The organism is Streptomyces sp. NPDC020379 (assembly GCF_044387105.1).
Taxonomy (GTDB): Bacteria; Actinomycetota; Actinomycetes; order Streptomycetales; family Streptomycetaceae; genus Streptomyces.
Map to the genome: position 1 here is coordinate 22,297 of NZ_JBIRVR010000007.1, position 19,679 is coordinate 41,975.

Below are 19,679 nucleotides of genomic sequence, written 5' to 3' on the forward strand. Positions count from 1 at the left end.
CGCTCAGCGGAGGGTGTAGCCCCCGTCCGGGTACAGGGTCGCGCCCGTGGTGAAGCCGTTGGTGAAGAGGAAGAGCACGGTCTGGGCGACCTCGTCCTCCGTGCCGAGGCGGTGCAGGAGGGTGTCGCGGCGGTACTGCGCGAACGCGGCCTCGCGGTCGTCCGCCGGGCGGTGCGACCACAGGTTGCCGTCGATGGTGCCGGGCGAGACGACGTTGACACGGACCGGTGCCAGTTCGACGGCCAGCCCCCGGCCCAGGCCCTCGACCGCCGCGTTGCAGGCGGCGTAGGCGGGCGCGGGAGCGGGCGGGCGCGCCCCGGCGGCACCGGCCATCAGGACCACCGAGCCGTCCGGGGAGAGCTTCGGAGCGGCGTGCCTGACCGCGTGGTACTGGCCCCAGAACTTGGAGACGAAGGGGCTTTCGGCGTCCTCGTCGCTCAACTCCCGCATCGGGCCGACCCGGTAGGAGGCGGCGGAGGTGAACAGGTGGTCGACGCGGTCGAGTCCCGAGAAGAAGCCGTCGAGCGACGGCCGGTCCGCGGTGTCCACGGTCCGCCAGGTCGCGCGGTCGCCCAGCTCTCCCGAGGCGGCGGCCAGGCGTTCCGGGGTGCGGCCGCCGAGGACGACGTGCGCGCCCGCCGCGACCGCCTGGTGCGCGACGCGCAGTCCGATGCCCGACCCACCGCCGATGAGCACGACCGTCCGCCCCCGCAGGGGCCCGTCGCCAGCGGAAGAGGCGGCGGGGGAAGGCGCGTTCATGTCGGCTCCGTGCTCTGCTCTGGGGCGTCCGGGACAGCTGGTCACCCCATCACAGCGCGCGTGCCGATCATGCTATTCCCGCATCCCGCGTCCCGCGCCGCTCAGCTCGCGTCCCAGTACCGGGCCGCCACCCCGCGGTGGGCGCTCACCGCGCGGTCCAGGTTGGTGGCGGCGCTGATCAGCGCGAGGTGGGTGAATGCCTGGGGGAAGTTGCCCAGGGCCTCGCCCGCGGCGCCGATCTCCTCGGCGTAGAGGCCGAGGTGGTTGGCGTGCGTGATCATCTTTTCGAAGATGTAGCGGGCCTCGCCGACCCGTCCCGCGCGGGCCAGGGCCTCGACGTACCAGAAGGAGCACAGGTTGAAGGTGCCCTCCTGACCGGTCATCCCGTCGGAGCCGTCCGACTGGTAGCGGTGCACGAGGCTGTCGCTGACGAGTTCGTCGGCGATGCGGCGCACGGTGGAAAGGAACCGCGGGTCCTTGGGCCCGGTGAACTTCACCAGCGGCATCACCAGCAGCGAGGCGTCCAGCACCGTGCTGTCCGGGTACTGGCAGTACGCCCCGATGTCCGGCGAGTAGCAGTGCTCCTGGACGTAGCGGTAGGCGGAGGCGGCCGTGTCGCGCCACCGCTCGATGGGGGCGGGCATGCCGCAGTGCCGGGCGATGCGGATCGCCCGCTCGAAGGCGACCCACGTCATCAGCGCGGAATAGGTGAAGCGCTGCCGCCCGCCGCGGGTCTCCCAGATCCCGTCGTCCGGTTCCTCCCAGTGCTTCTCCAGCCACTCCAACTGCCGTGCCAGCGCTTCCCACAATTCATAGGAAATCGGCTCACCGTGCTTGTTGTAGAGGTAGACCGAGTCCATCAGCTCGCCGTGGATGTCGAGTTGGACCTGCCGCGCGGCGGCGTTGCCGATGCGGACGGGGCGGGCGCCGCAGTAGCCCGAGAGGTGTTCCAGCACGGTTTCCGGCAGGTCGGCCCGCCCGTCGATGCCGTACAGGACCTGGAGCCCCGTGCCCGGCGGCGCGTCCGCGCAGCGCTGGTGGAGCCAGTCGACGAAGGCGGCGGCCTCCTCGGTGAAGCCCAGCCGCATCAGCGCGTAGAGAGTGAAGGCCGCATCGCGGATCCAGGTGTAGCGGTAGTCCCAGTTGCGTCCGCCGCCGGGCGACTCGGGCAGTGACGTGGTGGCCGCGGCGACGAGGGCGCCGGTGGGCTGGTGGACGAGGAGTTTCAGGGCGAGCGCCGAGCGTTCGACCATTTCCCGGTAGCGGCCCTGGTAGTGGGAGTGGCGCAGCCAGCCGTCCCAGTAGCGCAGCGTGTCGTAGAGCAGCCGGGTCGCCTCCGCGCAGTCGATGGGCCGCAGGGTGTCCCCGTCGAGAGGGCCGTCGCCGACCCACTGGACGGCGAGTTCGAGCGACTGCCCGGCCTCCAGGACCACCGTCGCGCGGGCCGCGTCGCCGTCGGCCCGCAGGGGGACGGAGGAGCGCAGCACCAGGCTTCCGGCGGAGCTCGTGAAGACGGCTCCGGCCCCTTCCACGACGGTCACCTCGTGCGGGGCGCGGGCGTAGTCGAAGGCCGGGCGGCAGCACACGTCGACAGTGCCCCGGCCGCGCAGGACCCGCACGTGCCGGACGATCTGCCGGATGCCCGCGAAGGGGCAGGATTCGTGATCGGGCACCATGAAGTCGTAGAGCTCGGCGACCGACTGCTGTGCCAGAAACCGTGTGAGCAGCACATTGGAGTCCGGCATGTAGAGCTGTTTGGTGCGTTCCACTTCCCGGACGGCGACGGAGAAGGCGCCGCCGCGTTCGGCGTCGAGGAGGGAGCCGAAGACCGAGGGTGCGTCGAAGCGGGGCAGGCAGCACCAGTCGATCGTGCCGTCGACCCCGACCAGTGCCACCGTGTGCAGGTCGCCGATGATCCCGTGGTCCTCGATCGGCAGGTAGGCGGAGCGTCGCGTTCCGGCCTCGTGCTTCATCTGTCCCTCCTCGCCGGGACATCACCCCCACCACACCACCCGTTATACGCCGGTAACGGTGCGACCGCCCGGGCCCGCCGCCCCGCGCACAGCAAGCGTCCGCGCGAACACTGTCAGTGACCATCGCGCAAAGGGCCCGAGCGGCCGCCTTTCCCTCGACTCCGCGCCTGACGTGCTGATTTGAGCTGTTGTCAGTGGCCCGGCGTAGCGTAGTACGCATGCCCCCTGCGTCTTCCCCCGGTCCTGTGCGCGTGGATGCCGCCGATCTCAACGAGGCGATCCGCGCCTTCCTGGTCGCGCGCCGAGGGCGGGCGTTGTCGCGTGAGGAGCGGGGGGTGTACGAGGAGCTGCGGGCGCGGTGGGTGGCCGCGACCCGGCGGGACCGCTATGGGACGGCGGCGTAGGCGAGGGGGCCCACGCATTCAGCGGCCCCGGACCCGGCGGCGGTGCCCCTCACAGGGCTCACAGGGGAAGGAGCGCCTCCCGGTCGAGGAACATCAGTTGAGCCCGCTTCTCGGGGAGTTCGATCTCGGGGCCGCGGACGAAACCGGCGCCGGTGAGGCGGGCGACGGCCTTCGCGTTGCGGGCGTCGGGTTCGGCCACGATCCGCAGCCGGCCGGGGTCGGCTGCCAGGACATAGGTGAGGAAGACGGAGAGCAGGGTCGCGGTGAAGCCCCGCTCCGTGCCGCCCGTCGGGGGGCCGATCATCAGGTGGATGCCGAAGTCCCCGGGCCGCACGTCGTAGCACTCGCCGACGGGGTCGGCCTCCGGCTCGTACGTCTGGAAGAGGGCGACGGGCAGGCCGTCCCGTTCGAGGAGGTAGGCGTGGTGGGTGGGCAGGGAGTCGATATAGGTGTAGATCTCCAGGACCCGCTCGCGGTCGGCGTCCCCCATGCCCCAGAACCTGGCGCGTTCCTGGGTGACCCAGCCGTGGATCAGTCCGGCGTCGGCGGCGGGGTCGACGGGGACGACCCGTACGGTCCCGAAGCCGTCGACCTCTTGCTCGTGCACGGCCGTCCGCTCCGCTGTGGACAGGGGCTGTGCGGTGGATTCAGGCATCGTCGCGCTCCTCGGTGAGCTGGTTCCAGTCGGTGATCACGGGGACGCGTCCGCCGCGCAGCCACAGGGGCAGCTGGTCCCGGTGGTGGGCGTCGCCGGGCACGCCGGAGGCTCCGAACGGCACCACCCAGAGGCTGTCCTCGCGGCGCGCGAGGTCCCATACGTAGCGGGCGGCGGGCCCGCGCGCGCTGTGGTCGGTGATGCCGGGGACGCTGGAGGTGGACAGCACGCAGTCGTGGTCGCCCGACAGGCCCGGCCAGTCCTCGCGCGTCACGCCGGGCAGCGACTGCCAGGGCGCGAGCCGGTGCGCCTCACCCCATGGGACGGACGGATCCGCCTCCGCCGCCACGTCCTCGAGTGCCGCGCGGACGAGTCCGGCGCGGTCCACACCGGGCAGCAGGTCGTCCCGCAGCAGGTGTTCCAGGGCGAAGGCGATCCGGGGGGCCAGGGCGAGCCACGGCAGGAAGACGTCGGGATACGCGGGCGGCTCGGCCAGGCCGGCGAGCGCCGGGTGTGCCGCGAAGCGGCGTACGACGGCCGACCGCAGCGTGGCGTACGCGGTGGCGTCGGTGCTCTCGGCGTCCATCCGGCGGTCCCAGCGCAGCAGCCGGTCCCGTAGCCGTCGCGCGTCCGGACTCAGGTCGTCCAGGTGGGAGAGCAGGTCCAGCAGGGGTCCGGCGGAGGCGAGATGGGTGTCGGTGTGGACGGCGGCCATGTCCCCGGCGGACCACTTCCGTGACGCGTCGAGCAGGTGGCGGATGCGGTCGGCGCGGTGCGGGGCGGCGAATTCGACGCCGAGCGGTGCGGCCAGGCCGCGCTGGTTGGCCATCACCGCGATGCCGTCGACATCGGCGCGCGGCATCGGATCGTGCCAGCCCTGCCAGGTGTGTCCGGGCTCCCAGGCGGGCACGACGCGCAGCCGGTTGTCGTGGTGGCGCAGCGGTACGCGGCCCGCGACGCGGTGCAGGAGGCCGCCCTCGGTGTCGGCGGCCTGGACGACGTTGACGGGTTCGGCCCAGTGGTCGAAGGCCCGGTCGACGTCGGCGACGGTGGTGGCCCTCAGCAGGGCGGGCAGGGTGGCGAAGCCGAGGTCCTCGCTCACGCGCGGGGGGACGCGCAGGCTGATGGCCCGGGGCGCGTCCGGGCCGCCGATCACGACGGGGCCGCGGTCGGTCTCGATCACCTCGACGTCGACCGGATCGCCCCCGGCGACCTCGACGGTCTCGGTGTGGACGGCGGCGGGCCGCCAGCCGTCGGGGCCGAGTGCCTCCACGGCGGTGCCGCGGCGGCGGAGCTTCTCGTCGTAGAGGTCCTGGTAGTCGGCCATGGCGTTGGTGATGGCCCAGGCGACCGTGCCGGTGTGGCCGAAGTGGGCGATGCCCGGGACGCCGGGCACGGCGAGGCCCACCACGTCGTACTCCGGGCAGTTGAGGTGGATCTGCTGGTAGATGCCCGGGTCCTCGATGAAGCGGTGCGGGTCGCCGGCGATGACGGGGGCTCCGGTGGCGGTGCGGTCGCCGGTGACGAGCCAGCCGTTGCTGCCGGAGGTGGCGGGGCCGTCGGTGGCGAACAGCTCGGCCATTCCCGGGCCGAGCACGCGGGCGGCCTCCTCGCGCCACAGCTTGGCGGGGAAGCCGGCGAAGAGGATGTGGTGGGAGAGCCAGATCCCGAGCGGGGTCCAGGGCCGCCACTGTCCGGGTTCGAGGGCGGCGGCCGCGAATTCCGGTGCGCGGCGCGCGCCCGCGGCGAGGCCGGAGTTGACGCCGTCGACATAGGCCGTGACCCATGCCCTGGTGCCGTCGTCGAGACGCTCGAAGCAGCGGCGGGCGGTGTCGTCGAGGCGGGCCTGCCGGGCGAGCCGGTCCCAGCCGACGGCGCCGGGCCCGAGGAAGGCGGCCGTGGTGCCCTGGGAGCGGTGCCGCTCCACCTCGATCTGCCAGGCCCGGTCGAGGGCGGCGTTGCGCCCTTGGGCACGGGCGAGTTCGTCCGGGCTCGCGGCCCGGAGGTGGGGGATGCCCCAGGCGTCCCGGTGGACCTCGATGCTCACAAAGTCTCCTTGTTCCGCGGCAGGTTGGCGCAGGTCACGGCGGGTGTCCGGGGTGCGGGGGCACTCCCGCCCGACAAAAACTTAGGTTAGGTTAACCTAATCCCCACCCCCCTTGGTGATCACCCTCCCCCTTGGGCGAAGCCCGCACTTCCGCCCCATGGATTAGGTTAGGCTCACCTAAGTTGATCGCAGTCAGCGACCGGAAGGACACCACGCTCATGAGTTTCCCGGGGCACACCGCCGAGGCCGAAGCCCCTTCGGCGGGCGAGACATCGGCAGCCCCCACATCCGGCGCGGCGCACGCCCGGCCGCACCTCTTCAACCACCTCACGGTCGACAGCTACCGGCGTTCCCTCGCCGCCGGGATCGACCGGGTGGCGAGCCGGATAGCGGGCACCGAGCGCCCCTTCACCGGGATGTCCCCCGCCCGGCTCGCCCCGGAGATATCCGGCATCGACCTGGACCGCCCTCTCGAGGACCCCGCCGCCGCCCTCGACGAGCTCGAGGACGTCTATCTGCGGGACGCCGTCTACTTCCACCACCCCCGCTACCTCGCCCACCTCAACTGCCCCGTGGTGATCCCGGCGCTGCTCGGCGAGGCCGTCCTGACCGCCGTCAACTCCTCCCTCGACACCTGGGACCAGAGCGCGGGCGGCACCCTCATCGAGCGCCGCCTGGTCGACTGGACGGCCGAGCGCATCGGCCTCGGCCCGGACGCCGACGGCATCTTCACCAGCGGCGGCACCCAGTCCAACTTCCAGGCACTGCTGCTGGCCCGCGAGGAGGCCCTGACGCTCGCGGCCAAGAACGCCCCCACCCCGCTCGAACGCCACGAGATCCTGCCGCGGCTGCGCATCATCACCTCCGAGGCCAGCCACTTCAGCGTCCAGAAGTCCGCCAAGCTGCTCGGCCTCGGCCCGGACGCGGTCATCTCCGTGGAGACCGGACCCGAGCGGCGCATGCGGCCCGCCGGCCTCGCCCGCGAGATCGAGCGCTGCCGCGCCGACGACCTGGTGATCATGGCAGTCGTGGCCACGGCCGGCACCACCGACTTCGGTTCCATCGACCCGCTCCCCAAGATCGCCGACCTGTGCCGGTGGGCCGGGCTGTGGTTCCACGTGGACGCCGCGTACGGCTGCGGCCTGCTGGTCTCCCCCACCCGGCGGCACCTGCTCGACGGCATCGAGCGCGCCGACTCGGTGACCGTCGACTACCACAAGTCCTTCTTCCAGCCCGTCAGTTCCAGCGCGGTGCTGGTGCGCGACCGTGCCACCCTGCGGCACGCCACCTACCACGCCGACTACCTCAACCCGGCCCGCATGGCCGAGCAGCGCATCCCCAACCAGGTCGACAAGAGCATCCAGACCACCCGCCGCTTCGACGCGCTGAAGCTCTGGCTGACCCTGCGCATCATGGGCGCGGACGCCATCGGCTCGCTCTTCGACGAGGTCGTGGACCGCGCGGCCGAGGCGTGGGAACTGCTGACCGAGGACCCCCGCTTCGAGGTCGTCACCAAATCCCAGCTGAGCACCGTCGTCTTCCGCTATGTGCCGGCGGACGAGCGCGGCCGGGACCTGGCCGACGGGGCCAACCTGCACGCCCGCGAGGCGCTGGCCGCCTCCGGCGAGGCCGTGGTCGCGGGCACCAAGGTCGACGGCAAGCACTATCTGAAATTCACCCTGCTCAACCCGGAGACCTCGCTGGACGACATCGCGCACGTCCTCGACCTCCTCGCCGGGCACGCGGGCCGGTATGTGGACGAGCGGCTCACCGCCGAGCTCCTCCACCACGCCGGCTGAACCACCCTCACCCCCGCCCCCTCGAACGGGAGACCTCCATGTCCGCCCATGACTTCATCGCGATCGGCCTCGGGCCCTACAACCTGGGTCTCGCCTGCCTGACCGAGCCCCTCGACGAGCTCGACGGCCTCTTCCTGGAGAGCAAGCCGGACTTCGACTGGCACCCGGGAATGCTCCTGGACGCGGCCACCCTCCAGACCCCCTTCATGGCCGACCTCGTCACACTGGCCGACCCCACCTCGCCGTACTCCTTCCTCAGCTACCTCAAGGAGTCCGGACGGCTGTACTCCTTCTACATCCGCGAGATCTTCTACCCCCTGCGCAAGGAGTACAACGACTACTGCCGCTGGGCCGCCGGCAAGCTCCGCAGCGTCCGCTTCGGCCACGAGGTGACCTCCGTGGCGTACGACGAGGGCACCGGGCTCTACACCGTGCACGCGGTGCGGACGGCCACCGGGGAGACGACCACGCACCAGGCCCGGCACCTCGTCCTCGGCACCGGCACCCCGCCCTACGTCCCGGACGCCTGCCAGGGTCTCGGCGGCGACGTGCTGCACAACTCCCGCTATCTGGACGGCAAGGCCGCCCTCCAGGCCAAGGACAGCATCACCGTCGTCGGCAGCGGCCAGAGCGCGGCCGAGATCTACTACGACCTGCTGGCCGACGCCGGCACCCACGGCTACCGCCTCGACTGGGTGACCCGCTCCCCCCGGTTCTTCCCGCTGGAATACACCAAGCTCACCCTGGAGATGACCTCCCCGGAGTACGTGGACTACTTCCACGCGCTGCCGGAGGACACCCGCTACCGCATGGAGTCCGAGCAGAAGGGTCTGTTCAAGGGCATCGACGCGGAGCTCGTCAACAGCATCTTCGACCTGCTCTACCAGCAGAGCGTCACGGGCCCCGTCCCCACCCGGCTGCTGACCAACACCGCGCTGGAGAGCGCCTCCTACGACGACATTTCCGGGACGTACACCCTCGGCCTGCGCCAGGTGGAGCAGGAGCGGGACTTCTCGCTCACCACGCAGGGCCTGGTCCTGGCCACCGGCTACCGCTACCGCACGCCCGCGTTCCTGGAGCCCGTACGCGACCGGATCCGCTGGGACCGGCACGGGCGCTTCGACGTCGCCCGCAACTACAGCATCGACACCACCGGCCGGGGCATCTTCCTCCAGAACGCCGGCACCCACACGCACAGCATCACCTCCCCCGACCTGGGCATGGGCCCGTACCGCAACTCGTGGATCATCCGCGAGCTGCTGGGCCGCGAGGTCTACCCGATCGAGAAGTCCATCGCCTTCCAGCAGTTCGGCGCCCCCGAGGGCGGTGTCCTGCGATGAGCGAGACCGTCTTCTCCCGCACCGACGAGCGGCTCGGCGAGTTCACCGTACGGCCGCTCGACCCGGACGCCGATGCCACGATGCTGCACCGCTGGATCACCCACCCCAAGGCGGCGTTCTGGATGATGCAGGACGCCGATGTGGCCGAGGTGGCCCGGGTCTACCGCGAGATCGCCGAACACCCGCACCACGACGCCTTCATCGGACTGCTGGACGGCCGCCCCGTCTTCCTGGCCGAGCGCTACGACCCTGCGCACGTCGAACTGGTGGGGCTGTACGAGCCGGAGGAGGGCGACGTCGGCATGCACTTCCTGTGCGCGCCGAGCGACACCCCGCTCCACGGCTTCACCCGTGGTGTGATCACCACGGTCATGGCCTGGCTCTTCGCCGACCCGGCGACCCGGCGCGTCGTGGTCGAACCCGACGTGAACAACACAGCGGTGCACGCGCTCAACGCGGCCGTCGGCTTCGTGACCGTGCGCACCATCGAGAAGCCCGAGAAGGACGCCCTGCTCAGCGTCTGCACCCGCGACCGGTTCCACAGCAGCCCGGCCGCAACCCGAGGAGTGACCGCGTGAACCCCCGTGAAGCCGTCTCCCACCTGACCCCGGCCCACTGGGCGGCCGCCAACCGGCAGCTGATCCGCAAGGCGCTCGCGGAGTTCTCCCACGAGCGGCTGCTCGCCCCCGAGCCGACCGCACCCGGCCACTTCGTCGTCCGCGGCGACGACGGCACGCAGGAGTACCGGTTCGCCGCCCGGCTCCTGTCACTCGACCACTGGCAGATCGACGCCGACAGCATCACCCGCCACAGTCAGGGCGAGGAACTCCCCCTGGACGCGCTGGACTTCCTCATCCAGCTGCGGGGCACGCTCGGCCTCTCCGACGAGATCCTCCCGGTCTATCTGGAGGAGATCAGCTCCACCCTCTCCGGCACGGCCTACAAGCTCGCGAAGAAGCCGGTGAGCGCGGCGGAGCTCGCCGACGCGGACTTCCAGGCCATCGAGACCGGCATGACCGAGGGCCACCCGGGCTTCGTCGCCAACAACGGGCGCCTGGGCTTCGGGGTGCACGAATACCACGCGTACGCCCCCGAGGCCGCGAGCCCCGTCCGGCTGATCTGGCTGGCCGCCCACCGCGACCACTCCACCTTCACCTCGGGCGCGGGCCTCGACCACGACCGGCTGATGCGCGACGAGCTGGGCGAGACGCTCCTCGGCCGCTTCGCGGACACCATGTCCGGACTCGGCCTCGACCTCGCCGACTACCACCTCATCCCCGTCCACCCCTGGCAGTGGTGGAACAAGCTGTCCGTGACCTTCGCCGCCGAGGTCGCCCAGCAGCGGCTGGTGTGCCTCGGGCCCGGCGAGGACGACTACCTCGCCCAGCAGTCGGTCCGTACGTTCTTCAACACCAGCGCACCGGCCAAGCACTATGTGAAGACCGCGCTGTCCGTGCTGAACATGGGCTTCATGCGGGGCCTCTCGGCCGCCTATATGGAGGCGACCCCGGCCATCAACGACTGGCTCGCCGACCTCGTCGCCAAGGACGAGGTCCTCCAGGCGGCACGCCTGTCGATCATCCGGGAGCGGGCGGCCGTCGGCTACCACCACCGGCAGTACGAGGCGGCCACCGACCGCCACTCCCCCTACCGCAAGATGCTCGCCGCCCTGTGGCGCGAGAGCCCCGTCGACGGCCTGGAGCCTGGCCGGCGCCTGGCCACGATGGCCTCCCTGCTCCACACCGACCACGAGGGCCGCTCCTTCGCGGCCGCGCTCATCGAGCGGTCGGGGCTCGCCCCCGAGGTGTGGCTGCGGCGCTACCTCGACGCCTACCTCACGCCCCTGCTGCACAGCTTCTACGCCTACGACCTGGCCTTCATGCCGCACGGCGAGAACGTCATCATGGTGCTCGACGGCGGCACGGTCGAGCGGGTGATCTTCAAGGACATCGCCGAGGAGATCGTCGTCATGGACCCCCTGGCGGATCTCCCCCCGGAGGTCCGGCGCGTGCGGGCGGACGTCCCCGAGGACATGAAGCTGCTGTCGGTCTTCACCGACGTCTTCGACTGCTTCTTCCGCTATCTCAACGCGGTCCTGGTCACCGAGGGCGTCCTCGACGAGGAGACGTTCTGGCGGACGGTCGCCGCCTGTGTGACGGACTATCAGGCATCGGCACCGCACCTCGCGGACAAGTTCAAGCAGTACGACATGTTCGCCGAGGAGTTCGCGCTCTCCTGCCTCAACCGGCTCCAGCTGCGGAACAACCAGCAGATGGTCGACCTCGCCGACCCCTCGGGCGCCCTCCAGCTCGTGGGCAGCCTGCGCAACCCCATCGCGCGTTACGCCCCTCCGGCATGAGCGTGACCGCCGACGCCACCCGGGCCGGGCCCAGGCTCCCCACCCGGTGGCTGATCCTGGGCGTGACCTGTCTCGCCCAGCTCACCGTGGTGCTGGACAACACCGTCCTGAACGTGGCGGTGCCCTCCCTCACCCGGGAGCTGGGCGCGACGACCGCGGACGTCCAGTGGATGATCAACGCCTACTCGCTCGTGCAGTCCGGCCTGCTCCTCGCCGGGGGCAGCGCCGCCGACCGCTACGGCCGCAAGAAGATGCTGCTCACGGGGCTCGCCCTCTTCGGCATCGGTTCGCTCGCGGCCGGCCTCGCCGGCTCCACCGGTCAACTGATCGCCGCCCGCGCGGGCATGGGCGTCGGCGGGGCCCTGCTGCTGACGACCACCCTCGCGGTCGTCATGCAGGTCTTCGACGCCGAGGAGCGCCTGCGGGCGATCGGGATCTGGGCGGCGGTGAACGCCCTCGGCTTCGCCGCCGGCCCGCTGATCGGCGGTCTCGTGCTCGGCCACTTCCGGTGGGGCGCGATCTTCCTGATCAACATCCCCGTGGTGCTGCTCGGCCTCGTCGCCGCCTGGAAGCTGGTGCCCGAGTCGAAGAACCCCGAGGGGCACCGGCCCGACCTGCTCGGCGCCCTGCTGTCCACCGTCGGCATGTCGGCCCTCGTCCTCGCGGTCGTCTCCGGGCCCGAGCACGGCTGGGGCACGGCCCGGGTGGTGTTCCCCGCGCTGGGCGGGGTGCTCGTCCTCGGGGCGTTCGCACTCTGGGAGAGCCGCGTCCCGCACCCCATGCTGGACATGGGCTTCTTCCGCGACCGCCGGTTCGTGGGGGCCGTCGTGGGCGTGGTGCTGATCACCTTCGGCAGCGCGGGCGCGCTGTTCCTGCTGTCCCAGCAGTTGCAGTTCGTCCGCGGCTACTCCCCGCTCGAAGCGGGTCTGCGCACGGCCCCGTTCGCGCTCACCGTCGTCGCCCTCAACTTCACCGGGATCTCGACCAGGCTGCTGCGGCGGCTGCGGCTGCCGCTCGCGGTCGCCGTCGGTGTGGGCCTGCTGGCGGCCGGGTTCGCGGTCGTCGCGGCCTTCGCCTCGGACGGCTACGGCGTGCTGCTCCTCGGCCTCGTCCTCATGGGCACGGGCTGCGCGCTCGCCAACCCCGCGATCGCCGAGGCGGTCATGGGGGCGATCCCGCCCGAGAAGGCCGGGGCGGGCGCCGGGGTCGACGGCACGATGTCGGAGCTGGGCGGCAGCCTGGGCGTCGCCGTCCTGGGCGCGGTCATGAACTCCCGCTTCACGGGCCTGCTCCCGGCGGCGGCCACCGGCGCGGCGTCCCTCCCCGCCGCCCTCGCGCAAGCGCCCACGGAAGGCGACCGGGCGGCGGTGCTGGACGCCTTCGCCTCCGGCGTCGAGACCAGCCAGCTGGCGGGCGCGGCGGCGGTGCTCCTCGGCGGCTGCGCGTCGGCGTGGCTGCTGCGAAGAGCGGAGCGATGACCAGGGGCGCTGTCGCCGGGGATGGAGACCGGGTCAGCGCCCCCGCGCACGCGCGTCCCGCCTGGCCTCCTCCTCCCGGAAGAGGTCGGCCAGCCGCTGTGTGTGCTCGTCGAGTTCGATGGGCGCGTCCTCGTCCTCGTCGCCGGTGATGACGCCCTGCTCGCGCAGCTGCCGGTCCTGCACCATCACGGGCGGCTGCGGATCGGGGTCGGAGGGGCGCGGGCCCTCGGGCCCGTCCGGCCCGATGCGCACCAGCCGTTCGATGCGCACCACCTTGAACCGGCGCCCCGCCACCTCAAGTTCGTCGCCGCGCTCCGCGTCGAGCCGGTCGGCGGCGGCCATATAGGGGGCGCGCTGCTCCGGGGTGAGGCCGAGGTGCCACGGGATCATCACCCGCAGGCCCATGGCGAGGGTGTCCCGCGCGCCCTGCGGTGTGGTGGCGGTGCCGGCGGAGTCGGGCCGCCAGTGGCCGTACTCCTTCTCGGCCGTCCCGAAGGTCGCGGGCAGCAGTACTCCCCCGGGGTGCGTCTGCGCGGCGCGCAGTGAGTCGTCGCGGACGTCCCGGGGCCCGGCGCCGGCCTTGCGCACGAGGGCGAGCAGCTCGACCTTGAGGATGCCCTCGGACATGCCGGTGACGGTGAACGGGTCGATGACCAGGCCGCGTTCGGCGTCCCGCGCCTTGTACGACTCGCCCGGCACGGCCGGGTCCGGGTCGCTGGGCCGGGGCGGCTCGGGCCCCTGCTCGCCGGAGCGGATGAAGCGCTCCGCCCGCGCGACGCGGTAGCGCGCGCCCAGCACGGTCATCTCGTCGACGGTCTCCCAGTCGGTGCGCTTCGCCGCCCGCACGCACTCCTCGTACGCGGCCGTGTCCCCGTCCTTCTCCGCCTCCTGCGCCAGCTTGCGGAACTGGCAGCCCATGTCGTCGCGGGCGTCCTGGGGAGCGAGGCCGGAGAAGGACGAGACGATCTCCCAGCCGCCCTCCTCGCGCTCGCGCACCACGCCGAAGACAGGCCCGCCGGCCAGGAGGATCTCGGGGTACGCCTCCCGGGCCCGCCACGCCTCCACGTCCGCCAGCGCCGCCACCGGCGCCTCGGGCGCGGTCACCCGGACCATCCGGTACGCGGGCACGTTCTCACCATCGAGCTCAGCCATGCCCACAGGATGCCCGTTGCCACGCGGCTCCCGCAGGCGAACGGGCCGCCCCGTCCGCCCGCGTGGAACGGGCTGCCGGGCGGCCGGGGTTCAGGTGACCGGCAGGGCCGTGTGGACGCGGGCCAGCAGCTCTCGGCTGCGCGGCCCGTCGAACTCGGCGAGCATGACGGCCTGCCACCGGCCCAGGTGGAGCTCGCCGGCCGTGACCGGAATGCTCAGCTCGGGGTGGGTGGCCAGCCAGGCGCGCGCGTGGGAATGGCCGTTGTCGCGTTCGGCGCCGTGCTCCAGCCGCTCGGCGGGCGTGCGCAGTTTGTCGTGGGCGTAGGGGTGGTGGGCGCTGTGCGGGACGAGCCGCTCCAGCAGGTGCTCCATGTCGCTCTCCAGGCCCGGGTCCCGCTCGTTGACGACGAGGCCGCAGGTGGTGTGGCCGCAGTACACGTGCAGGGTGCCCTCCGCCACACCCGAGCCCTCGACGAGCCGGCGGAGCTCGCCGGTCAGGTCGGCCACGCCTTCGGGGGCCCCGACGGTGACGGAGAGCCGGGCGGACACCGCGATCGTGCTGCCCGGCGGCGGCACATCGCGGGAGAGCACCTCGACGCGCGTGCCGGAGACGGTGGTCATGACACCTCCTCGCGCGGCCGCGAGGGGCGGTCGCACGGTGCACGGTGACAGGCCGGTGCGGCGTCGGTAACGGGCCGTTCCGGCCGTTCTCCCGGCGGCGGCCCCGCGTGGCGCTCCCGCACCGTTTCGATCACTCTGCGTGAAGTGAACGTCCGGATATCGGACGGCCGGGCCGGGCTTTCACCGACTTGCTCATACTCGTACCTTCGTTCTCGCATATTGGACAGGTACGACCATGAGCCGGACACTCGCGTCTCCTCCCCCACTGCGGGAGGACGCTCCCCAGCAGGATTCCCCGCTGTCGAACGGACTCAAGCAGCGGCACCTCTCGATGATCGCCCTCGGCGGAGTCATCGGCGCGGGCCTCTTCGTGGGCTCCGGTGCCGGCATCGCGGCCGCGGGCCCCGCGATCGTGCTGGCCTACGCCGCCTCCGGGCTGCTCGTGATGTTCGTGATGCGCATGCTCGGCGAGATGTCCGCCGCGAACCCGGCCTCCGGCTCCTTCTCCGTGCACGCCGACCGCGCGATCGGCCGGTGGGCGGGCTTCACCGCCGGCTGGATGTTCTGGACCCTGCTGGTCGTGGGCGTGGCGATCGAGGCGATCGGCGCCGCCCACATCGTGCAGGGCTGGCTGCCCGGCACCCCGTCCTGGCTGTGGGTGCTGGTCTTCATGGCGCTCTTCTGCGGCACCAACCTGGGCGCGGTCTCCCACTTCGGTGAGTTCGAGTTCTGGTTCGCCGCCCTGAAGATCGGCGCCATCGCCCTCTTCCTGATCCTCGGCACCCTCGCCGTCCTGGGCGTGCTGCCCGGCAGCGACTCCCCCGGCGGCGCCCACCTCCTCCACGACGGCGGCTTCCTGCCCAACGGCGCGAACGGGCTGATGATCGGGCTCCTGGCCTCGCTGGCGGCGTACGGCGGCCTGGAGACGGTGACCATCGCGGCCGCCGAGTCCGAGAACCCGGTGCGCGGCGTGGCCAAGGCCGTGCGGACGACGATGTGGCGGATCGGCATCGTCTACGTCGGATCCATGCTGGTGATCGTCACGCTGATCCCCTGGAACGACAAGGCCGTCACGGAGGACGGCCCGTACGCGGCCGTGCTCGACCGCCTCGGCGTCCCCGGCGGCGGCCAGATCATGAACGTCGTCGTCCTGATCGCCCTGCTGTCGGCGATGAACGCCAACATCTACGGCTCCTCGCGCATGGCCTACTCACTGGTCTCGCGCGGCCAGGGGCCCAAGGCCCTGGGCAAGGTCTCCGGCCGGGTGCCGCGCCGCGCGGTGCTCTCCTCCTGCGCGTTCGGCTTCTTCGCCGTCCTGCTGTCGTACTGGTACCCCACCACCGTCTTCGCCTGGCTGCTGAACATGGTCGGCGGCGTCGTGCTGGTGGTGTGGGGCTTCATCGCCGCCTCGCAGCTGCTGCTGCGCCGCCGGCTGGAGCGCGAGGCGCCCGAGCGGCTGGTGGTGCGGATGTGGGCCTTCCCGTATCTGACCTGGGTGACGCTGGCCGGTGTGGTGGGGGCGCTGGTGCTCATGACCCTGAACGCCGACACCCGGGTGCAGCTGTACTTCACCGGCGGCCTGGCACTGGCGCTGGCCCTGACCGGCTACGTACGGCAGCGGGCCGCGGCGACGCGCTGACCGCACACGGCGGGACGCACGGTGGCGCAGGCTCTCGAAGCCTGCGCCACCGTGCTTTTCCGTCAGCCCGTCCGCGGGGGCCCGCGCAGCAGGAAGACGCCCACCCCGGCCGACAGCAGGATCACGCAGCCCGCGAAGACCAGGCCCGCCCCGCGCAGCCCCAGCGCGAGGGTGAGGGCACCGACCCCGACCACCGGCAGCGAGATGCCGACGTAGGCGACGACGAAGAAGGCCGAGATCGTCGCGCCGCGGTGCTGATCCGGGGCGACCTCGCTCACGCTCACCATGGCCGCGCGGAAGCCCAGGCCCTGGCCCAGGCCCCCGACGACCGCGCCCACGATCAGCACCGGCAGGGACTCCCCCAGGAGAGAGGCCCCCACCAGCGCCATTCCGCACGTCAGCACCAGGCAGCCGGCGGGCAGCGCGCGCCGGACGCCCATCCGGCCCATCAGGAACTGGCCCGCCGTGGAGGCGCAGAACACCGAGAAGACGACCGCGCCGGTGACCGCCAGGTTGCGCACCCCCAGGGTCTGGGCGACGAAGCTGGGCGCCACCGCGGTGAACAGCCCCATCAGCGAGAAGCCGGCGAACGCCACCAGCCCCGCCGGCACGAACGCCCCGCGCGCCTCCTCGGGCACGGCCATGCCCTGAGGGCGGAGCGGCGGCCGGGGAGTACGGCGCGCCACGGTCTCCGGCAGTCCCCAGGTGACGGCGAGGGCCGCCAGAAGCAGGCCGATGTGGGCGAGGAAGGGCAGCCGGAGCGGCCACGGCGCGTACTGCGCCAAGGTCCCCGCCAGCAGCGGACCGCAGCCCAGGCCGCCCATGTTGGCGGCCGTGGCGGCGAACCCCGCCCGCCCGCGCGACTCCGGGGGCGCCAGCTCCAGCACGGCGGCCGTCGCGGTCCCGCTGAGCAGCCCGGCGGAGAAACCCGAGAGCAGCCGCCCCGCGAACAGCAGCGGCAGCCCGTCCTCGCACAGGAAGCACACCGCGCTCATCAGCGACAGCACCAGAGCGGCCAGCAGCACCGGGCGCCGCCCCAGGACGTCGGAGAAGTCACCGGCGACGAGCAGCGCGGCGATCACACCGAGCGCGTAGACCGCGAAGACGACCGTCACCATCAGCTCGGAGAAGCCGATCCGCTCCCGGTAGAGCCCGTACAGCGGCGTCGGCAGCGTGGTCCCCGCCATCCCGACCGCGAACACCCCGGCGGCCGCGAGATACCGGCCTCGGGCAGTCATGGCTCCAAATTAACGACGCGGCGGGCAACTCTCACCTCGAAATCGTTGGACGCCTCCGGCCCGGTCGGCGAACATCCACGGATGACCGATGAACCCCGCATCCGCTTCGTCGAGCTGTCCGGCGAGGCGATGTCCGCTCTGCTCGGCGGAGACCTGGCCGCGGCCGGCACCATCGCCGGTGTCGCGCTGAGCGACTATTTCCTGACCGACAGAGCACGGTGGCTGTGGCGGTACCGGCTCGGCCAGATGGCCGCCGACCCCGGCCGCGCGCGGTGGATGGCGCGGCAGGCGGTCGTCGGCGACGGGGGCCTCGTCGTCGGCCACGCGGGCTTCCACGGCCCGCCCGACGAGGCGGGCACGGTCGAGATCGGCTACTCGATCGCTCCCGCTTTCCGCCGCCGAGGCTACGCCCGCGCCACCCTGACCGAGCTCCTCCGCCGGGCAGCGGCCGAACCCACGGTCGCCACCGTGCGAGCGACGATCAGCCCCGGCAACACGGCCTCCCTGGCCACGATCGCGGGCTTCGGCTTCACCGAGACCGGGGAGCAGTGGGACGAGGAGGACGGCCTGGAGCTCGTCTTCGAGGTCCCGGCCCGTCCAGGGGCCTGAGGAGGGAGCGGCTGCGGTCCGGGGCGGTTCCTCAAGCCCCGGTATGAATGCCCGGAACGCGTCCCACGGGGTGTTCGCCCGTCAGTGCGCGCGCGAGGATGGGGGTATGACCGCGGCTCACCGTGCCATGGCCCAGCTGGAGACCTGGCCGGACCTCGCGCGAGGCAGACCCAGTTGTCGCGTCGGCGACGCCTTGCTCACAGCGGAGTCCGAGGTGGTGCACTTCCACTCCGGACGGGAGGCCGACCTCCACCTCACCCGTGCCGTCCTGGCGGATTTGCTGCCCGTCCTCCGGCAGAGCAGCGCCATCCGGCCGTATCCCGGAGCGGCGTGGGTCACCGTCCTCCTGGAGTGCGACGCGGACGTGGAGCTCCTGCTCGCCCTGGTCAGCCTCGCGCTCAAGGCACTTGTCGACACCTGGCCGCATCCGGCCGCGCAGCCCTGCAACGGACACCGCGTCCTGCTCGTGCCGAGGGAGCCGGTCGTGGCGGAGGCCGCGCCACCGCTCCTCGCGGCGCTCCTCGGGTCCGTACGGAAGGCCGCGGGCGGGCGGCCGGTGCCCCGGCTGCGCCCGTCGGCCTGAGGCGAACGGGCCCGCTCACGTGTGTCGGCGGCGGTCCTGACGCGGCGTCGGCCGCAGGATGGTCGGTGTCCGCAGGCCCGCTGCGGGCGGGGATTCCGGCACCGGGAGGCGGCCCGTGAACACGGTGGCGGCTGTGCTGTTCGCGTTGCTCACCACCACCTGCAACGCGCTGGCCACGGTGTTGCAGCGCAAGGCCGCCGGCCGGGTGCCCGTGGAGGAGGGCCTGCGGTGGACCCTGATCGCCCGGCTGGCCCGGCAGCGGGTCTGGCTGGCGGGCATCGCGACCGTCGTCGCGGCGGCCTGCTTCCAGGCGCTGGCGCTGAGCTACGGGCCGCTGTCGGTCGTGCAGCCGGTGTTCGTGCTGGAACTGCCCTCGGCGCTGCTGCTCGCCGGGGTGATCCTGCGCCGGCGACTGCCCGCCGAGGTGTGGCGGGCGGCGGCGTGCATCACGGCGGGGCTCGGCATCGCGCTGTGGGCGGCCGCGCCGGGCGCCGGGCACACGGCCGTTCCCCCGGGCCGCTGGCCGCTGGTCCTGGCCTGCTGTCTGGCCGTGACCGCGGCTCTGATCGCCGTGGCGGCGGCGCGGGCCCCCGGTCCCGTCCGGGCCTCCTGCCTCGCGATGGCCGCCGCGATCTGCTACGCGCTGACGGCGGCCCTGCTCAAGACCGCGGTGCTGCGCTGGGACGCGGCGGGCGCCGGCGGCTTCTTCTCCGCCTGGCAGACGTACGGATTCGCGGCGACGGGCGTGACCGCGCTCTTCCTGCTGCAGAACGCCCTCCAGTCCGGCTCCCTGGTCTTCTCCCAGCCGGCCCTGACCCTGGGCGACGCCGGTACGAGCGTGGCGCTGGGCGTGGCCCTCTACAGGGAGCGGATCCGCGGCGGCTGGTGGACGGTGGCCGAACTGGCCGGCGTGGCGCTGATCCTCACCGGGCTCATCCTGCTCAGCCGGTCGTCCCTTGCACGCGAACTCACCGGGGCGGGGGCCCTGCCCGGACAGCGTGCCGACGCGGTGCGCCGCTGAAC

17 protein-coding genes are annotated in these 19,679 nt (G+C 72.4%); 10 read left to right on the forward strand and 7 right to left on the reverse strand.

All coding sequences use genetic code 11. The annotated features are described in order from the left end of the window. Positions 1–3: 3 nt before the first annotated feature. On the reverse strand, positions 4–759 hold the full coding sequence (locus ACH427_RS11410; RefSeq protein WP_398869207.1) for an SDR family oxidoreductase: 756 nt from the start codon (positions 757–759) through the stop codon (positions 4–6). A 101-nt stretch (positions 760–860) separates the two neighbouring features. Next, the gene (locus tag ACH427_RS11415) at positions 861–2,732 is read right to left on the reverse strand and encodes a glycoside hydrolase family 15 protein (RefSeq protein ID WP_398869208.1); all 1,872 of its coding nucleotides are present in this window, start codon (positions 2,730–2,732) and stop codon (positions 861–863) included. Between the two features lie 218 nt (positions 2,733–2,950). On the opposite strand from ACH427_RS11415, the gene ACH427_RS11420 reads away from it, so the two are divergent. After that, on the forward strand, positions 2,951–3,136 hold the full coding sequence (locus ACH427_RS11420; protein WP_398869209.1) for a hypothetical protein: 186 nt from the start codon (positions 2,951–2,953) through the stop codon (positions 3,134–3,136). A 58-nt stretch (positions 3,137–3,194) separates the two neighbouring features. Here ACH427_RS11420 and ACH427_RS11425 read toward each other — a convergent pair whose 3' ends face one another. Both ACH427_RS11425 and ACH427_RS11430 read right to left on the reverse strand, forming a co-directional pair. After that, positions 3,195–3,791 carry a GNAT family N-acetyltransferase gene (locus ACH427_RS11425; protein WP_398869210.1) on the reverse strand — a complete coding sequence of 199 codons (597 nt, stop codon included), beginning with the start codon at positions 3,789–3,791 and terminating at the stop codon, positions 3,195–3,197. Next, positions 3,784–5,838 carry a penicillin acylase family protein gene (locus tag ACH427_RS11430; RefSeq protein ID WP_398869211.1) on the reverse strand — a complete coding sequence of 685 codons (2,055 nt, stop codon included), beginning with the start codon at positions 5,836–5,838 and terminating at the stop codon, positions 3,784–3,786. Before ACH427_RS11430 ends, ACH427_RS11425 begins: the two co-directional genes overlap by 8 nt. A 218-nt stretch (positions 5,839–6,056) precedes the next feature. Here ACH427_RS11430 and ACH427_RS11435 point away from each other — a divergent pair, with 218 nt between their 5' ends. From ACH427_RS11435 to ACH427_RS11455, 5 genes are read left to right on the forward strand one after another with little or no spacing between them, the layout of a single operon-like run. Further along, a complete protein-coding gene (locus ACH427_RS11435; RefSeq protein WP_398869212.1) occupies positions 6,057–7,637 on the forward strand; it encodes a pyridoxal phosphate-dependent decarboxylase family protein in 1,581 nt (526 codons plus the stop codon). 38 nt (positions 7,638–7,675) lie between these two features. Beyond that, positions 7,676–8,977: a lysine N(6)-hydroxylase/L-ornithine N(5)-oxygenase family protein gene (locus ACH427_RS11440; RefSeq protein WP_398869213.1), complete on the forward strand. Its 1,302-nt coding sequence runs from the start codon at positions 7,676–7,678 to the stop codon at positions 8,975–8,977. Beyond that, positions 8,974–9,555 carry a GNAT family N-acetyltransferase gene (locus tag ACH427_RS11445; RefSeq protein WP_398869214.1) on the forward strand — a complete coding sequence of 194 codons (582 nt, stop codon included), beginning with the start codon at positions 8,974–8,976 and terminating at the stop codon, positions 9,553–9,555. The genes ACH427_RS11440 and ACH427_RS11445 overlap by 4 nt, the downstream gene beginning before the upstream one ends. Next, a complete protein-coding gene (locus tag ACH427_RS11450) occupies positions 9,552–11,336 on the forward strand; it encodes an IucA/IucC family protein (RefSeq protein ID WP_398869215.1) in 1,785 nt (594 codons plus the stop codon). Before ACH427_RS11445 ends, ACH427_RS11450 begins: the two co-directional genes overlap by 4 nt. Beyond that, positions 11,333–12,814, forward strand: coding sequence for an MFS transporter (locus tag ACH427_RS11455; protein ID WP_398869216.1), 1,482 nt, complete (start codon positions 11,333–11,335; stop codon positions 12,812–12,814). Before ACH427_RS11450 ends, ACH427_RS11455 begins: the two co-directional genes overlap by 4 nt. 33 nt (positions 12,815–12,847) lie before the next feature. On the opposite strand, the gene ACH427_RS11460 is transcribed toward ACH427_RS11455, so the two are convergent. Further along, the gene (locus ACH427_RS11460; RefSeq protein ID WP_398869217.1) at positions 12,848–13,966 is read right to left on the reverse strand and encodes a DUF5954 family protein; all 1,119 of its coding nucleotides are present in this window, start codon (positions 13,964–13,966) and stop codon (positions 12,848–12,850) included. Between the two features lie 90 nt (positions 13,967–14,056). Next, positions 14,057–14,587, reverse strand: a complete 531-nt coding sequence (locus ACH427_RS11465; protein WP_398869218.1) for a secondary thiamine-phosphate synthase enzyme YjbQ — start codon at positions 14,585–14,587, stop codon at positions 14,057–14,059. A gap of 235 nt (positions 14,588–14,822) precedes the next feature. Here ACH427_RS11465 and ACH427_RS11470 point away from each other — a divergent pair, with 235 nt between their 5' ends. Further along, positions 14,823–16,226, forward strand: coding sequence for an amino acid permease (locus ACH427_RS11470; protein WP_398869219.1), 1,404 nt, complete (start codon positions 14,823–14,825; stop codon positions 16,224–16,226). 62 nt (positions 16,227–16,288) lie between these two features. Here the strand turns inward: ACH427_RS11470 and ACH427_RS11475 are convergent, their stop codons facing one another. Continuing rightward, a complete protein-coding gene (locus tag ACH427_RS11475; protein WP_398869220.1) occupies positions 16,289–17,464 on the reverse strand; it encodes an MFS transporter in 1,176 nt (391 codons plus the stop codon). 81 nt (positions 17,465–17,545) lie between these two features. Here ACH427_RS11475 and ACH427_RS11480 point away from each other — a divergent pair, with 81 nt between their 5' ends. The 3 genes from ACH427_RS11480 (at position 17,546) to ACH427_RS11490 (ending at position 19,677) form a co-directional block, all read left to right on the forward strand. Next, on the forward strand, positions 17,546–18,073 hold the full coding sequence (locus tag ACH427_RS11480; protein ID WP_398869221.1) for a GNAT family N-acetyltransferase: 528 nt from the start codon (positions 17,546–17,548) through the stop codon (positions 18,071–18,073). A 106-nt stretch (positions 18,074–18,179) separates the two neighbouring features. Beyond that, complete coding sequence (locus ACH427_RS11485; protein ID WP_398869222.1) at positions 18,180–18,656, forward strand: luciferase family protein; 477 nt, start codon at positions 18,180–18,182, stop codon at positions 18,654–18,656. 115 nt (positions 18,657–18,771) lie between these two features. Continuing rightward, positions 18,772–19,677, forward strand: coding sequence for a DMT family transporter (locus ACH427_RS11490; RefSeq protein ID WP_398869223.1), 906 nt, complete (start codon positions 18,772–18,774; stop codon positions 19,675–19,677). Positions 19,678–19,679: the final 2 nt, after the last annotated feature.

What these genes read in the sequence shown, in the direction of transcription:
- ACH427_RS11410 (WP_398869207.1), bottom strand. Translation starts at nt 759, where the DNA reads ATGAACGCGCCTTCCCCCGCCGCCTCTTCCGCTGGCGACGGGCCCCTG.
- ACH427_RS11415 (WP_398869208.1), bottom strand. Translation starts at nt 2,732, where the DNA reads ATGAAGCACGAGGCCGGAACGCGACGCTCCGCCTACCTGCCGATCGAG.
- ACH427_RS11420 (WP_398869209.1), top strand. Translation starts at nt 2,951, where the DNA reads ATGCCCCCTGCGTCTTCCCCCGGTCCTGTGCGCGTGGATGCCGCCGAT.
- ACH427_RS11425 (WP_398869210.1), bottom strand. Translation starts at nt 3,791, where the DNA reads ATGCCTGAATCCACCGCACAGCCCCTGTCCACAGCGGAGCGGACGGCC.
- ACH427_RS11435 (WP_398869212.1), top strand. Translation starts at nt 6,057, where the DNA reads ATGAGTTTCCCGGGGCACACCGCCGAGGCCGAAGCCCCTTCGGCGGGC.
- ACH427_RS11440 (WP_398869213.1), top strand. Translation starts at nt 7,676, where the DNA reads ATGTCCGCCCATGACTTCATCGCGATCGGCCTCGGGCCCTACAACCTG.
- ACH427_RS11445 (WP_398869214.1), top strand. Translation starts at nt 8,974, where the DNA reads ATGAGCGAGACCGTCTTCTCCCGCACCGACGAGCGGCTCGGCGAGTTC.
- ACH427_RS11455 (WP_398869216.1), top strand. Translation starts at nt 11,333, where the DNA reads ATGAGCGTGACCGCCGACGCCACCCGGGCCGGGCCCAGGCTCCCCACC.
- ACH427_RS11460 (WP_398869217.1), bottom strand. Translation starts at nt 13,966, where the DNA reads ATGGCTGAGCTCGATGGTGAGAACGTGCCCGCGTACCGGATGGTCCGG.
- ACH427_RS11465 (WP_398869218.1), bottom strand. Translation starts at nt 14,587, where the DNA reads ATGACCACCGTCTCCGGCACGCGCGTCGAGGTGCTCTCCCGCGATGTG.
- ACH427_RS11470 (WP_398869219.1), top strand. Translation starts at nt 14,823, where the DNA reads ATGAGCCGGACACTCGCGTCTCCTCCCCCACTGCGGGAGGACGCTCCC.
- ACH427_RS11475 (WP_398869220.1), bottom strand. Translation starts at nt 17,464, where the DNA reads ATGACTGCCCGAGGCCGGTATCTCGCGGCCGCCGGGGTGTTCGCGGTC.
- ACH427_RS11480 (WP_398869221.1), top strand. Translation starts at nt 17,546, where the DNA reads ATGACCGATGAACCCCGCATCCGCTTCGTCGAGCTGTCCGGCGAGGCG.
- ACH427_RS11485 (WP_398869222.1), top strand. Translation starts at nt 18,180, where the DNA reads ATGACCGCGGCTCACCGTGCCATGGCCCAGCTGGAGACCTGGCCGGAC.